Origin of the sequence: Micrococcus sp. GPGPB33 (genome assembly GCF_037853785.1) — a bacterium.
Lineage (GTDB): Bacteria > Actinomycetota > Actinomycetes > Actinomycetales > Micrococcaceae > Micrococcus > Micrococcus luteus.
This window is the reverse complement of record NZ_JAQMWO010000002.1, coordinates 2,562,466-2,576,113: the sequence shown is the minus strand read 5'-3', so window position 1 is coordinate 2,576,113 and position 13,648 is coordinate 2,562,466. Positions and strand designations below refer to the sequence as shown.

At 67.6% G+C, this 13,648-nt stretch carries 12 protein-coding genes and 2 pseudogenes; 6 read left to right on the top strand and 8 right to left on the bottom strand.

The annotated features are described in order from the left end of the window. The first annotated feature begins 84 nt into the window (after positions 1 to 84). Positions 85 to 1,056: a LysR family transcriptional regulator gene (locus tag POD19_RS12200; protein WP_144819291.1), complete on the top strand. Its 972-nt coding sequence runs from the start codon at positions 85 to 87 to the stop codon at positions 1,054 to 1,056. A gap of 301 nt (positions 1,057 to 1,357) precedes the next feature. Here the strand turns inward: POD19_RS12200 and POD19_RS12195 are convergent. The 3 genes from POD19_RS12195 to POD19_RS12185 form a co-directional block, all read right to left on the bottom strand. Further along, positions 1,358 to 2,252, bottom strand: a protein-coding gene (locus tag POD19_RS12195) for an IS5 family transposase (protein ID WP_144819293.1) whose coding sequence is annotated in 2 segments (ribosomal slippage) — positions 1,358 to 1,894 and positions 1,896 to 2,252 — 894 coding nt in all. Because the reading frame shifts where the segments join, the coding sequence is not laid out codon by codon here. A 36-nt stretch (positions 2,253 to 2,288) separates the two neighbouring features. Beyond that, on the bottom strand, positions 2,289 to 3,854 hold the full coding sequence (locus POD19_RS12190) for a DNA methyltransferase (protein WP_144819294.1): 1,566 nt from the start codon (positions 3,852 to 3,854) through the stop codon (positions 2,289 to 2,291). A 57-nt stretch (positions 3,855 to 3,911) separates the two neighbouring features. Then, positions 3,912 to 4,694, bottom strand: coding sequence for an abortive infection family protein (locus POD19_RS12185; RefSeq protein WP_036314019.1), 783 nt, complete (start codon positions 4,692 to 4,694; stop codon positions 3,912 to 3,914). A 59-nt stretch (positions 4,695 to 4,753) separates the two neighbouring features. Between POD19_RS12185 and POD19_RS13080 the strand changes: the two are divergent. After that, positions 4,754 to 4,850: pseudogene (locus POD19_RS13080) on the top strand (IS5/IS1182 family transposase); the annotation flags it as partial. A 498-nt stretch (positions 4,851 to 5,348) separates the two neighbouring features. On the opposite strand, the pseudogene POD19_RS12175 reads toward POD19_RS13080, so the two are convergent. After that, a pseudogene (locus POD19_RS12175) lies at positions 5,349 to 6,526 on the bottom strand (IS3 family transposase). Between the two features lie 122 nt (positions 6,527 to 6,648). On the opposite strand from POD19_RS12175, the gene POD19_RS12170 reads away from it, so the two are divergent. Continuing rightward, positions 6,649 to 9,237, top strand: coding sequence for an excinuclease ABC subunit UvrA (locus tag POD19_RS12170; protein WP_036314023.1), 2,589 nt, complete (start codon positions 6,649 to 6,651; stop codon positions 9,235 to 9,237). Between the two features lie 60 nt (positions 9,238 to 9,297). Here POD19_RS12170 and POD19_RS12165 read toward each other — a convergent pair whose 3' ends face one another. Both POD19_RS12165 and POD19_RS13075 read right to left on the bottom strand, forming a co-directional pair. Further along, positions 9,298 to 9,600 (bottom strand): putative quinol monooxygenase, encoded by a 303-nt coding sequence (locus tag POD19_RS12165; RefSeq protein WP_036314025.1) that lies wholly within the window; start codon positions 9,598 to 9,600, stop codon positions 9,298 to 9,300. 91 nt (positions 9,601 to 9,691) lie between these two features. After that, complete coding sequence (locus POD19_RS13075; protein ID WP_371441086.1) at positions 9,692 to 9,796, bottom strand: hypothetical protein; 105 nt, start codon at positions 9,794 to 9,796, stop codon at positions 9,692 to 9,694. Between the two features lie 279 nt (positions 9,797 to 10,075). Between POD19_RS13075 and POD19_RS12155 the strand changes: the two genes are divergently transcribed. Both POD19_RS12155 and POD19_RS12150 read left to right on the top strand, forming a co-directional pair. Next, positions 10,076 to 10,294, top strand: a complete 219-nt coding sequence (locus tag POD19_RS12155; RefSeq protein ID WP_129867145.1) for a hypothetical protein — start codon at positions 10,076 to 10,078, stop codon at positions 10,292 to 10,294. A 149-nt stretch (positions 10,295 to 10,443) separates the two neighbouring features. Next, complete coding sequence (locus POD19_RS12150; protein ID WP_161664781.1) at positions 10,444 to 10,608, top strand: hypothetical protein; 165 nt, start codon at positions 10,444 to 10,446, stop codon at positions 10,606 to 10,608. Positions 10,609 to 10,625: 17 nt separating this feature from the next. Here the strand turns inward: POD19_RS12150 and POD19_RS12145 are convergent, their stop codons facing one another. Together POD19_RS12145 and POD19_RS12140 are read right to left on the bottom strand one after the other, a co-directional pair. Further along, entirely contained in the window at positions 10,626 to 11,471 is an 846-nt protein-coding gene (locus tag POD19_RS12145) for an alpha/beta fold hydrolase (protein ID WP_036314027.1), read from the bottom strand. Between the two features lie 87 nt (positions 11,472 to 11,558). Next, positions 11,559 to 12,320 carry a DUF72 domain-containing protein gene (locus tag POD19_RS12140; RefSeq protein WP_080695855.1) on the bottom strand — a complete coding sequence of 254 codons (762 nt, stop codon included), beginning with the start codon at positions 12,318 to 12,320 and terminating at the stop codon, positions 11,559 to 11,561. 76 nt (positions 12,321 to 12,396) lie between these two features. Here POD19_RS12140 and glsA point away from each other — a divergent pair, with 76 nt between their 5' ends. Continuing rightward, positions 12,397 to 13,578 carry a glutaminase A gene (gene glsA / locus POD19_RS12135; protein WP_274607797.1) on the top strand — a complete coding sequence of 394 codons (1,182 nt, stop codon included), beginning with the start codon at positions 12,397 to 12,399 and terminating at the stop codon, positions 13,576 to 13,578. The last annotated feature ends 70 nt before the right edge of the window (positions 13,579 to 13,648 follow it).

Genomic DNA, 13,648 nt, shown 5'->3' with positions numbered 1-13,648 from the left:
TCGAATGATGAATGGAGATGCCCGCATGACACCCGGAGATGTATGCGGGAGTCTGGGGCATGACATGCACTGATGGAGGGCAGCGTGGAACTGAAGCAGCTGAGAACTTTGCTCGCGGTGGCGGAGACCGGCAGCGTGACCCGAGCCGCACAGCTGCTGCACGTGGTTCAGTCGGCGGTCACCAAGCAGGTGCGAACACTGGAATCGGAGCTGGGGGTGGACCTCTTCCAGCGCACGCGCCAGGGGATGATCACCACGGATGCCGGCCAAATCCTCATCGCCTCCGCGCGTCGGGTCATCTCCGATTTGGAGCGCACGGAAACCGAGGTGCGGCAGCAAAAGGATGCTGTCCAGGGGACAGTCCGGATTGGCATTCTGGATAGTGTCACCGACCTGGTTGCCGAGCCACTGGTGGCGAGGCTCTCCCGGACCCATCCGCAGATCGACCTGCAGATCACCACCGCCTTCGCGGGGCATCTTCGAGAATGGCTCTACGAAGGCCTGTTGGACGCCTCAATCCTCTTCGGCGTCTCCGACCCCGGTGCGGTGCGCGTCACCCCCATCGCGACCGAAAAACTCTGGGCCATGGCCCCCAGGGATGTGGGCCTCAGCGACGTCAAGCCGATAACCGTCCGCGATGTCGCCGCCCACCCCTTGATCGTTCCCGCCCGTGGCCATGCCCTGCGGACGCTCATCGACGAAGCAACAGCCCGCGCACACGTGGAGCCACGGATTTCCGTGCAGGTCAATGCGTCCCGCCTGGCCATGCGCCTTGTCGCCGGTGGACACGGGTGGACCATCCTGCCGGCGGTGTGCTTCACGTATGGAGATGTCGCCGCCACCCTTTCCATGGCCCCGCTGGATGACCCCCAGGCGGTCCGTGACCTGATCCTGGCCAGCCCAAGGTCCCACCGGCCCGCACCCGCCACCCAAGTGGTCACGAATGCGCTCCTCGGGCTGTTGCGGGAAGCCGCACAAGATGGAAGCTGGCCATCAGTGAATTGGCGTGCAGATGCTCCGGCCACCGGTCATTCGCCGGTCCGCCGCGGTAACTGACTTGGGCGAGCGACGGCGATCTCCACGGAGCCGGCCTTCTCGGCCGGGTGCGGATCTCGCCGAGCACTTACTGGAGGGCGGCGGCCATCGGCCGTAGCCCGGCCTCGTCCTGGCCGGGCGCCGGGTCGGCGACCAGGCGCAGCTCCGGTCCCAAGCCCCGCCGGGCAACACGGAGCCGGTGCCGGTGCAACAGGCCACGCCGGCACCGGGCATCAGCGCGATCCGCTCCAGCCTGGGCACCAATGTCACTTTCAAAAAACGCACGCGTGGAACTCAGACGTGGATTGCACGGCCATCTGCACTAGGGCGTGTCTGACAATAGTTTCGACCACGCGATCACCGCGTTCAGGAGGACGGCGGCCCGGTAGACGATCACGTACTTGTCATACCTGGTGGCCAGGCCCCGCCACTGCTTCAGGTGCGCGTACTGGCGCTCGATGACATTCCGGCCCTTGTAGGCGGCTGCGTCGAGGCCCACGGGCCTACCACCGTGGGAGCCCCGGCGTTTCCGGTGGCCCTGATGGTCGGCCGGCTCGGGGATGACGGCCTTGATCCGGCGGGCACGCAGGTGGGCGCGGATCGCCCGCGATGAGTACGCCTTGTCGCCCAGCACCGCCTCGGGACGGGTCCGGGGCCGGCCTGCAGGCCGGGTCACGCGCAGCTGTTCCAGCAGGGGCAGCAGCATCGGGGAGTCCCCTGCTTGGCCTGGGGTGATCAGGCTGACCAGCGGCAGCCCGGCCCCGTCCACGAGCTGATGGATCTTCGTGCTCAACCCGCCGCGAGAACGTCCTATCCCGTGGTCGGCCGGCTCTTCACGCGGATTCCTGTAACTCGATCCATCCCCCTGTGTGGCGGGTGGTGTTCGTGGCGTGCTGGTGAGCGCGGGCGATCGTGGAGTCCACCGCCACCGACCAGTCCACCAAGCCCTGCGCGTCAGCGGCGGCGGTCAGCTTTGTCAGCACCGTGTCCCAGGTGCCCTCGGCCGCCATCCGGCGGTGCCAGGTCCACACGGTCTGCCAGGGCCCGTAGACCTCGGGCAGATCCCTCCAGGCAATCCCGCACCGGTACCGGTAGATGATTGCCTCCACCATCGTGCGGGCATCGGCGAACGGCCTGCCGGCGCGGCCGGTCCGGGTCGGAAGGGTCGGGGCGATTAGTTCCCATTGGGCATCGGAGAGCATCTGGAAACGAGACATGCCTTTCAGGGTGTCAGCCGGCCCCTGGACTCATTGTCAGACACGCCCTAGGAACGGGGGGTTGCCGAACACGAACGTGCGCCCGGCCGGGGCGGGCAGGGCCTGAGACCAGTCGAGGGTGAGCGCGTCGTGCTGGTAGATCGTGGCGGTGATCTTGATCGGCAGACGCACCGGGGCCTGGCCGAGCGCGGCGGCCAGCTGTCGGTTGGCCTGGTGGTCCACGAGGAACATGGCGGTCTCGGCGATCTTGGCCGGCCACCAGTTGATCTCGATCCCGTAGAACCGGTCGATGTGGATCCGCTGGTCCAAGCTCACGTCCAGGGACAGGTCCTGGGACCCGGTGCGGCGGCGCTGGTCGGCCAGCAGGTCCGTCTCGATCTCGCGCAGCTTGGCGTAGGCCAGGTTCAAGAAGTTGCCGGCCCCGCAGGCCGGGTCGACGTAGATGTTGGCGGCCATCTCCTCGATCAGGCCGATCACCTCACGCCGGGTGGTGGTCTTGTTCTGGATGAGTCGGTCCGCTCGGGCGCGGTACTCGTCCAGGAAGAGCGGGCCGATGGTCTTGAGGATGTTCTCCTCGGAGGTGTAGTGCTCTCCGTCCCCGCGGCGGGCCTGCTTGGACTTGACCAGTTGGAACATGGAGCCGAATACGGCCGGGGAGATCTGGGTCCACCGGAACCGGCAGGCGGCCACGAGCGCGTCCCGGAAGTCGTTGGTGAGGAAGCCGGCCGTGGAGGTGCCGTCGAAGATGCCGCCGTTGACGTAGGGGAAGCGGGCCAGAGAGTCCGGCACGCCGCGGCGCCGGTTCTCTGGGGTGTTGAGCACGCGGAAGAGCGCGTCGAGCTGGGGGCCGAGGTTGTCGGCGGTGGTGTCCCACTCCACCCAACGCTGGAACAGGTCGGCCTCCCACAGGCCGGCGTCGTCTCCGTAGAGCAGGAACAGCAGCCGGGTGAGCAGGATCGAGGCCTGCTGGGTGGCGAACTCCTCCTCTTCGGCGTCCTCGGGGGCCTCCTCGCCCACGGGTACGTCCACCTCGTCCCCGACGAGGGCGGTGAACATGGAGGCCATCAGCTGCGCGGCCGCGATGGAGGCCTCTTGTTCCTCGGTCTTGGTCACGGTGTCCCGGCCGGCCAAAAACATCAGCTCGTCCACGTGATCGGCGGCGTCCTGCACCGCGAACTCGGACACCCAGCCGGCCTCGCCCAGACGTTCGACACGGATGCGGGCGAAGTCGGTGACCAGCACGTACTTGGGCCACTCGTGCTGACCGATGGATCCGCCAGCCAGGTAGTCCAGGGCCTGGTCGTGGGCGACGTCGAGGTCAGAGCCCAGGGACTTGGCCTCGCCCAGGGCGACACCGGACCAGAAGAAGTCGATGTAGCCGGCCCCACCGGTGGAGGCGCGCGCGGCCCCGCGCTCGAACAGGTCGATGCGCTCGGGGATCACCTCGAAGGTGCGCAGCAGGTCGGACCAGAACTGCTGGGCGAAGGACTTCTCCGTGTGGGTTTGTCCATCGGCGCGCCAGCGGGCGATGCGTTGACCCCAGGCATGTCCGAAGTCGTCCAGGGCTGCGCGGATGACGCCGCGATCTGCAAGTTGCTCCACAGGCACAACGTACACGGGGCCCTGCCGTTCTAAACCTAAGAATCGGGGCCGAGAGGGTCAGCTGGAAACGGGCGGTTTCTCTACGTGGGTGTCGATGAGGAAGCCGGCGATGGCGAACCCCGCGTTGACCGCGAGCTTGGCATGGCGAGGTGCCGGCCCCACAGAGCGCTTGCCTCGACCGTGGGCGTCGCTGAGGGCATTCCTCATCGCGGCCAGTCCTCCAACAAGCGTTGCCGCCCCACTGAGGATCTGCTTGATGATCTGTTCGCTGTGCTGATCCGGTGCCACCTGCATCGCACTTGAGGTGGCCTTGTAGAGCCGAGCGAGATCCCACCCGTCTTCGTACTTCACTCCGCGTTCATCGCAGATGTGCTTGCACACGCTCTCGATGGTGGTGCGGGTCGCGGTGATAGCTCCGTCGGGGTCGTCCTGGACTTTGGTCAGCGCGGCCTGCCAGGACCTGTTGACGGCCTCCCAGTCCTCGAGCTTCTGCAGGGACTCCTGTGCTGCGTGCGCGCCGGGGGTGCCGGCGGAGAGGAGCATGCCCCGTAGCCGGGTGAGCTCCCCTTCAGGGGGGCGGCCGTTTTTGAACTCGCCGTCGTAGGAACACAACTCCAGTAGCACGGCGCGTTGTTGAGGCAGCGGAAGAGAATGCAACCCGGTCTGGAAGATCTGCCATCGGGAGGGGCTCCCGTTCCACCGATAGGGGCCCAGCATGTCGGTGTAACGAGCGAAGAAGTCATGGAGATGGGGGCCGCTGAAGCCTGTCTCCTTGGCGAAGAGCGAGGTGGCTAGAGAATCGATCCGGAACGGCAAAAGCGTTGGAGAGGTAGAGGCCATATACGCTCCTAGGGCGTGTCTGACAAACAGTCTAGGGGCCCACTGGCACCTTGGAAGGCATGTCCCGTTTCCAGATGCTCTCCGATGCCCAGTGGGAGCTGATCGCCCCGATGCTGCCTACTCACACGGGCCGGCCCGGCAGGCCCTTCTCGGATGCGCGGATGATGATCGAGGCCATCATCTACCGGTACCGGTGCGGGATCGCCTAGCGCGATCTGCCCAAGGTCTTCTGGCCGCGGCAGAGAAGTGTGGACCTGGTATCGACGCATGGCCGAAGAAGGCACCTGGGATCGGGTGCTTCAGATGCTGATCGCCGCAGCGGACGCGGGCGGTGCTCGCGTAATCCAAACGATTGTCAGACACGCCCTAGTGGCTGTGCTCACCCTCCTGGCCACCATCGTGCTCAGCTGGGTCGGTCTGGGAAGTTAGGCAGCCGCCGACGCCTGAAACGCCGGTAGCGTCGGCCGCGCGGGACACGAGGTACCCCTAACGACCAGCAACTGGGCTCATGTTGGGGACCTTGGCGGCATCCTAAGGCGCCCCCCTGAAGAGGGTCGCCTTGTGCACCACCACAACGCTGACCGTGACGCGGTACTGACCTGACAGGTCCCATCGGTGCCCGGGGTCTGCCATGAGTTTGCTTGACACGAGTTATCAGGCGGCGGCAGCCGCCTGGACTGATTGAACCATCTCGAACTCGACAGGGGTGAGCTTCCTGAGACGGGCCTGCCTACGACGGCGGTGATAGGTCCGCTCGATCCAGCTCACGATCGCGAGCCGGAGCTGGTCGAAGGACTGCCAGCGACGCCGGTTCAGCACGTTCTTCTGCAACAGCGCGAAGAAGGATTCCATTGCCGCGTTGTCCCCAGCAGCACCGACCCTGCCCATCGACCCGACCAGGCCGTTGACCCGGAGCGTCTCCACGAACCGCCTGGCTCGAAATTGCGATCCTCGGTCCGAATGCACCCGGCAACCCTGCACCTCGGCCTTGCCTCCACGCCGGGCCAGAGCCATCTGCAGGGCGTCCACGGCCAGCTGCGAGCTCATCCGCCGATTGATCGAGTAGCCCACGATCCGGTTCGAGAACACGTCCTTGACCGCGCAGAGATAGAGCTTGGAATCCCCGGCCCAATGCTCTGAGATGTCCGTGAGCCACAGCTGGTTCGGCTTCTCAGCGCGGAACTCACGACGAACCAGATCATCATGAACGGCAGGGCCAGGACGCTTGCCCGAGCCGCGACGGATCGAGTGGCAGCAGCGGACCTTCACGAGCCGACAGGCCTTCAACACCTGATGGTCCGACACGGCCAGGCCACGGCCGCGGAGCTCATCAGCCAGGAACCGGTATCCGAACTCCGGGTCATCGGCATGGGCATCGAGGACGGCGTTGGCGGCATGCGCGTCGGACCATTCCCGCTCGCTGACAGGTTCGGCCAGCCACTGGTAGTAGGCCTGACGGGAGAACCCGAGGACCCGGCAGGAGAGTTTCACGGGAATCCCGTCGCGGGCCAGGTCCTTCACGACGGGATAGGTCATTTTGGGGACTGACCCAATTTCAGGTTCGCCTGGGACAGATACGCGGCCGCACGCCGTAGGACCTCGTTCTCCATCTCCAACTCGCGGTTGCGGCGCTTGAGAGCCTTCAGCTCCTCGTTCTCAGCCTTGGTGATGCCGGGCCGGATCCCGGCCTCGACATCATCCTGGGCCAGCCAGCGCCGTAGGCAGGACTCGGCGATGCCGAAGTCCTTCGCGACCTGCGCGATCGGCATCTGACCCTTACGGGCGATCGCGACCACGTCCTGGCGGAACTCTCGGGGGTATGCAGCGGGCATGGGGTCATCCTTCCAGCAGTCCCTCCCGGGACCACAGATCAGATGTCAACCAAACTCACGGCAGACCCCTCTCCTCCGGACGCAGATCGTCCGACTGTTCCGTGCGTGGCTAACATGCGACCATGGTTGAATCCTCTTCGTTCGTGCCGCCGAAGCTCTCCGTGCAGCCTGACGTTCGCGTTCTCGGCGCCCGCGAAAACAATCTGCAGGATGTCGACCTCACGGTGCCGCGCGATGCAACGGTCGTCTTCACCGGTGTGTCCGGCTCGGGAAAGTCCTCGCTGGCGTTCGGGACGCTGTACGCCGAGTCTCAGCGACGCTATCTGGAATCGGTCGCACCGTACGCCCGCCGCCTGATCGATCAGGCGGGAGTGCCCGATGTCGACTCGATCACGGGGATGCCGCCGGCGGTCGCCCTGCAGCAGCAGCGGGGTTCCGGGAACGCCCGATCGACCGTGGGCAGCATCACCACATTGTCGAGCTTGGTACGAATGCTGTACTCCAGGGCCGGGGACTACCCGGAGGGACAGCCGATGCTGTATGCGGAGGACTTCTCCGCGAACACGGTCCAAGGGGCCTGCTCGGAATGCCACGGCATCGGCCGCGTGTATGAGGTGAACGAGCAGCAGATGGTCCCTGACCCCTCGCTCACCATCCGCGAACGCGCCATCGCTTCCTGGCCGACCGCGTGGCACGGCCATCAGCTGCGCGACGTGCTGGTCGCTCTCGGTTACGACGTCGATGTGCCGTGGCGGGACCTTCCGAAGAAGGACCGGGACTGGATCCTGTATACCGATGAGACCCCCTTCGTACCGGTCCACTCCCGGCTCACGCTCTCCGAGTCCAAAGCTGCGATCGAAGCAGGCGTGGAGCCGAGCTACTCGGGCACATTCGTCGGGGCTCGCCGGTACATCCTGGACACGTTCGCGAACACGAAGAGCGCCTCGATGAAACGGCGCGTCGCGCAGTTCCTCACCGCTGCGATCTGCCCGACCTGCAATGGCAAACGGCTGAAGCCCGAGGCGCTGTCTGTCACGTTCGAAGGATTCGACATCGCCGAATTCTCCCAACTGCCGCTCCGGGAACTTGCCACGATCCTCTCGGGAGTCGTCGCACGCGAGGAGGACCACGAGGCCGCCTCTTCCGATGTGCGACCCACCGCAAGCCGAACACCAGAGAAGCGTGCTGCCGCGGTCCAGCTCGCGTCAGGGGTGCTGCAACGGCTTCGTCCACTGGTCGATCTGGGACTGGGCTACTTGTCATTGAGTCGGACGACGCCAACGCTGTCGGGCGGCGAGCTGCAGCGACTCCGGCTCGCGACGCAGCTCAGCTCTGATCTCTTCGGGGTCGTCTACGTCCTCGACGAACCATCGGCGGGGCTGCATCCGCAGGACGTGGCGGCGCTCCTCGAGATTTTGGATGGACTTAAGGGGCGAGGGAACAGCCTGTTCATCGTCGAACACTCCGTGGCTGTGATGCGGCACGCGGACTGGCTGGTCGACATTGGCCCCGGTGCCGGTGAACACGGCGGCCGCGTGCTCTACAGCGGCCCGCCCGACGGTCTCGCCGGTGTCACGGAGTCCGTGACACGCGGATACCTCTTCGGCGGCCGCGGTCTCCCTCTTCGCACACCCCGTGAGGCACGCAGTTGGCTGCGCCTGGAGAACGTGACGCGGAACAACCTGCACGACCTCACCGTCGATATCCCTCTGGGTGTCTTCACCGCGGTGACGGGCGTGTCCGGGTCCGGCAAGTCGAGTCTGGTCAGCCAGGCCCTTCCGTCGCTGCTCGGCGATCGCCTTGGCCTGGCTGCCCGGGCCGATGACGAGCCGGTCAGCGACGAGTCACTCCTCGCGGATGCGCCGGAACATCTCGAGGGGCGCGTCGCCGGGCCCGTCACCGGTGTACAGCGGCTGGTCGTCATCGACCAGCGGCCCATCGGCCGGACCCCGCGGTCGAACGTCGCCACCTATACCGGGCTGTTCGATCACGTGCGTCGTCGATTCGCAGACACCCCGGAAGCTCGTTCCCGTGGGTACAAGCCTGGCCGATTCTCCTTCAATGTCGCCGGCGGGCGCTGCCCGACCTGCGAGGGCGAGGGATCGGTGATGGTCGAGCTCCTCTTCCTGCCTTCCGTGTACACCGAATGCCCCGACTGCCACGGCACGCGATACAAGGCATCAACGCTCGAGGTCACGTGGCGGGGGCGCACGATCGCCGACGTGTTGTCGATGAGCGTCGAGGAGGCGAACCTGTTCTTCGTGGGGGATGAGGAGATCACTCGATCGCTGGCAGCCTTGTCGGACGTGGGACTCGAGTACCTCCGGCTGGGTCAACCGGCAACCGAGCTCTCCGGGGGTGAGGCGCAGCGTGTCAAGCTCGCAACCGAGTTGCAGCGCGCGCAGCGCGGAGACACGCTGTACGTCTTGGACGAGCCGACGTCCGGGCTCCACTGCGCCGACACGGATCGTCTCGTCGCGCACCTGCAGACGCTGGTCGATGCGGGCAACACGGTCGTCGCGGCGGAGCTGGACATGCGCGTTGTCGCGGTGGCCGATCACGTGATCGATCTTGGACCCGGCGCGGGCGACGCCGGTGGGACCGTGGTTGCAGCTGGTACGCCCGCCCACGTTGCGGATCAGGGCGTCGGTGCTTCCGCGGGCTACCTCGCCGCCGCACTGCAGGCAGCCACCAACGTGACCCCGTCGTGACGAGCGTGCCGCTGTGCGATATGAGAATCGCACAGCGGCACGCTCGACGGGGTCGTGGTCTCAGGCGGGGAGCTTAGAGGCCAGGACGTCCAACTTCTCGATCGTCGGCTCGCTGAACAGCTTGCCGGTCTGCTCGCCGAGAGCCTTCGCAACTGCGCCGGACAGGTGCGCGTCGCGGCCGGCGTCATCGGGGAACACGTCGAAGATCCCGAAGGACGACGGGCCGAGGCGGATCGCGAACCACGCGACGGTGGCCGGCTCCTCCTCCACGAGCCCTCGCCCGATGCCGAGGAATTCCTGGACCTCGTCCTCCTTGCCGGGCAGGGCCTCCAGCCTGACAAGCAGTCCCTTCGTCACGCTCATGCCATCACCTCTTCCTGGGTCGAATTGCTCGCAGATTACGCCACGATCGTATCGCAGAACACAGTCAGGTCATCGGGTGAGCGGCTGGTGATCAGGTTCCGTCCACCACGACGTCCTGGCCGACGACGTCCGCACCGGCGTCACGCAGGTCCGTGCGGATGCTCGGGAAGGACGTCAAGGTGCGACCTTCGACCACACCGGCCTCGATCAGCGTCCACGGCCCGCGACAGAGGCGTCCGCGACCAACCCGTCACCGGGGAACGTGCCTGCTGCATCCAGATCGTTCTCACGCGCCTGGATCTCACCGTCAGGGATCGACAGCACATCGGTCTGTGCGCCAGCCCACTCCAGAAGCGCCGAACAGGCCCTGGCTGACCGACATCAGGGAGCACTTCACGGGTGAGGAGGAGCTCTACCCCTGCGCGGACAAGGCCGTCACACGCGCGGCGGTGCAGCCGTGGTGGCCAGGTGCTTGGTGGACGCGGACCAGGGCTCGCAGTTCCGATCTGGCCTTCTTCAGGACGCGCTCACCCGTCATGGGCTGATCGGCACGATGGGCCAGGTCGGCCCAGCCGGGGACAACGCGGCCATGGAGTCCTTCTTCGCCCTCCTCCAGAAGAGCGTGATCGACCGAGGGCGATGGGCCACCCGGGACGAGTCGATCATGGACCCCACGCCCGCTCACGCGGCGTGACGACGGCTGTCACCGACACGTGCATCAGTCCCTTCCGTAGCATGGCCGTTCGTGGCGGGGCAGGCCTGGGATCTGCCCGGCTTCGGTAGGTGCGCGTCGCTGTGGAGGGAGCTGCGTCGATGACGGTCTTCGGGATCATCTGACTCAGTGTGCTCACCCACCTGCCGTCCGGAATCGACCCGTTCCGGGCCGTGGGCCTGCATCTGGGGGCAGCCGCGCTCAGCGGCTTCATCCTCCACGTGCTGACGGGCGGTTCTGCCGACCGGGCGGCATGCACCACCCCCGCGAGCGCCGTCTCGCGTCCCGCACTCTGATGCGCCCGCCCGCGCCCTCACTCCGCCAGGAACTCCAGCAGGATCCGGTTGAACTCCTCGGAGTGGCTGATGCTGAATCCGTGCGGGGCGTCCTTGACCAGTTCGACGCGGCTGCCGTCGATCGCCTTGTGCGTCCGCTTGCCGGAGCCCTTGAACGGCACGATCTGGTCGGCGTCGCCGTGCAGGACCAGGGCCGGCACGGTCACCGCCGGCAGGTCGCGGCGGAAGTCGGTGGCCCCGAACGCGTCCATGCAGGCCAGCGCCGCCGTCTGGTCGGACTGCAGCGCCATCCGGATGGCCTCCTGGCGCTGCTCCTCGGTGACCTTGAGGCTGCTGGTCAGACCGGCCAGCTTGGGGGTGGAGAAGAACGTCGTCGTGAAGTCGTCGAAGAACGACTCGCGGTCCTTCTCGAGGCCCGCGCGCATCTCGGCGGCCTGCTTCTCGGTCAGCGGGCCGTCGGGGTTGTCGTCGGTCTTCAGCAGGTACGGGGGCACCGCGCCGGCGAACACCACCGAGTGGATCCGGTCCGCGCCGAACCGGGACATGTAGCGCGCCACCTCGCCACCGCCCATCGAGAAGCCCACGAGCGTCACGTCACGCAGGTCGAGCTCGGTGAGCAGACCGTGCAGGTCGGCGGTCATCGTGTCGTAGTCGTACCCGCCGGTGGGCTTCTCCGAGACGCCGAAGCCCCGCCGGTCATAGGTGATCACGCGGTAGTGCGGGGACACGGCTGCGACCTGGTCCTTCCACGAGTCGAGGGTCAGCGGCCAGCCGTGGATGAGGACCACGGGACGCCCGTGGCCGGCCTCCTCCACGTTCAGTCCGATCGTGCCGTGGTCCGTGGGGATCTGCATGAGGGTCATGTGCGTCTGCCTTCCTGTGCTCTCGGGGGACGACGGCGGCGCTCGGCCGCCGCTTCCTCCTCACGCTAGGCACGCGCTCGGCACGTGTCAGGCTTCGGTCTCCGCCATCCTGCGCAGCGTCAGCGCGTTGAACGCGGCGTGGCCGTGGTTGTCGTTGTTGAAGTAGACGTAGGCGGGGCGCGCGCCCGCCGCGTCCCCGGCCGGGCCGCCGTCGTCCGCGCCCGTCAGCTCCCGCAGCCGCCCCACCCAGGGTGCGAGCTCGGCATCGGAGAACGATCCGCCGTAGCGCCAGTCCGGGTCCGCGTTGTGGAAGCGCACGTAGGCGAGACGCCCGGTCGCGCGCAGCACCGGCTCCCGCCCGGCGATCACCGAGACCACGAACCCCGCCCCGTGCCGGTCGAGGAGGTCGAACACGTCCTCATCCAGCCAGGACTCGTGCTGGACCTCCACCGCCACGCGCACCCGCTCGGGCAGCAGGCCGAGGAACCCGGCGAGCCGGCCGTCGTCGCGGTGCAGGTGGGCCGGCAGCTGCAGCAGCAGCGGCCCGGCGTGGTCGCCGAGCAGGTCCAGCGTGTGCACGATGCGCTCCACCCAGTCCTGCGGCTCGTTCAGCTTGCGGTAGTGGGTCAGGTAGCGGGAGGCCTTGACGGCCATCTCGAAGCCGGCGGGCAGGCGCTCGCGCCAGGCCTCGACGGTGCTGTCCGCCGGCCAGCGGTAGTGGGAGCCGTTGAGCTCGACCGTCCGGAAGCGCTCCGTGTAGTGGTCGAGCTGATCGGCGATCCGCAGCCCCTGCGGGTAGAAGGTCCCGCGCCAGTGCCTGTAGGTCCAGCCGGAGGTCCCGATCCGCACGTCCATCCCCCGACGATAGCCCTGGCCCGGGCCCCCGGGTCTTGCCCTCACCCTCCGTCGCCCGCGTAGCGTCCCGCTGATCATCGCGGTGGCTCAGAGGTACGACCGGAAGATGGGCATCGGCTCCCTGATCGCCACGATGCTCCCGTCCTCGATCGCCTTCCTGCCCGCGTGCACCGGCATGGTCATCGGCTGGAGGTGGCTGGGCCTGCCGCTGGGCCCGAACGCCCGGTCCAGTACACACCGTGACCGGCCCGGTGCCCGCCCGCGACCCGGGCGCCCGTCCACTACTGTGACAGGAATGGACACGACGCGATTCGACGACGACCTGCGCGCGATGCTCGGCGAGGTGGAGTCGGACCGCCGCGGCGAGCCCTCCGACTACCTCGAGGACGTCGCCGGCCAGCATGTGGACGGCCTCGCCGTGGCGGTGTGCACGGTGGACGGCCACCAGGCCGCCGCCGGGGAGACCGAGCACGCCTTCGCGCTGCAGTCGGTCTCCAAGGTCCTCACCTACGCGGTGGTGCTGCAGGAGATCGGCCTGGACCACGTGCTGGAGGACGTGGGCGTCGAGCCCTCCGGTGAGTCGTTCAACCACCTGTCCCTGCACGACGACGGCCGGCCGTGCAACCCGCTGATCAACGCCGGCGCCATCCTGGTCCACTCCCTCCTGCCCGCCGGGGACGAGGATGAGCGGACGGCCCTGCTACTGCGCCGCTACAGCGCGATGGCCGGCGTCGAGCTGGAGGTCTGCGAGGACGTCCTCGACGCCGAGCGCACCCGCGCCGACCGCAACCTGGGCCTGGCCCACCTGCTCGCCGACGCCGGCCGGCTGCCCATCTCGGCCCGCGAGGCCGTGGCCGGGTACCTCGCGCAGTGCTCGGTCCTGGTCACCGCACCCCAGCTGGCCGTCATGGGCGCCACCCTCGCCGCTGGCGGCACGAACCCCGTGACGGGGGAGCGGGTGCTGGACGAGTGGGTAGCGCAGCAGGCGATGTCCGTGATGCTCACCTGCGGCATGTACGACGCCAGCGGCCAGTGGGTGGCCGAGGTCGGCGTGCCCGCGAAGTCCGGCGTCTCGGGCGCGCTGCTCGGCGCCGTGCCCGGGGCCCTGGGCATCGCCACGTGGTCGCCGCGCCTGGACGAGCAAGGTAACTCCCGGCGTGGCATCGGGTTGTTCGAGGGGCTCAGCGCACGCTGGGACCTGCACGTGCTCCAGCACCGTGGCGCCCTGCGCGGCCTCAGCGGGCCCCGCTGACGCCTGGCCGCCGCCGCGCCGCCGTCGCGAGGGCCACGCCGACGACGCCGCGCCCCGTCCCTTGTCACCC

Bases quoted from the DNA above. Each gene is read 5' to 3' on its own strand.
- POD19_RS12185 (WP_036314019.1), bottom strand. From the start codon at position 4,694: ATGGCCTCTACCTCTCCAACGCTTTTGCCGTTCCGGATCGATTCTCTA.
- POD19_RS12170 (WP_036314023.1), top strand. From the start codon at position 6,649: ATGGTTGAATCCTCTTCGTTCGTGCCGCCGAAGCTCTCCGTGCAGCCT.
- POD19_RS12165 (WP_036314025.1), bottom strand. From the start codon at position 9,600: ATGAGCGTGACGAAGGGACTGCTTGTCAGGCTGGAGGCCCTGCCCGGC.
- POD19_RS12145 (WP_036314027.1), bottom strand. From the start codon at position 11,471: ATGACCCTCATGCAGATCCCCACGGACCACGGCACGATCGGACTGAAC.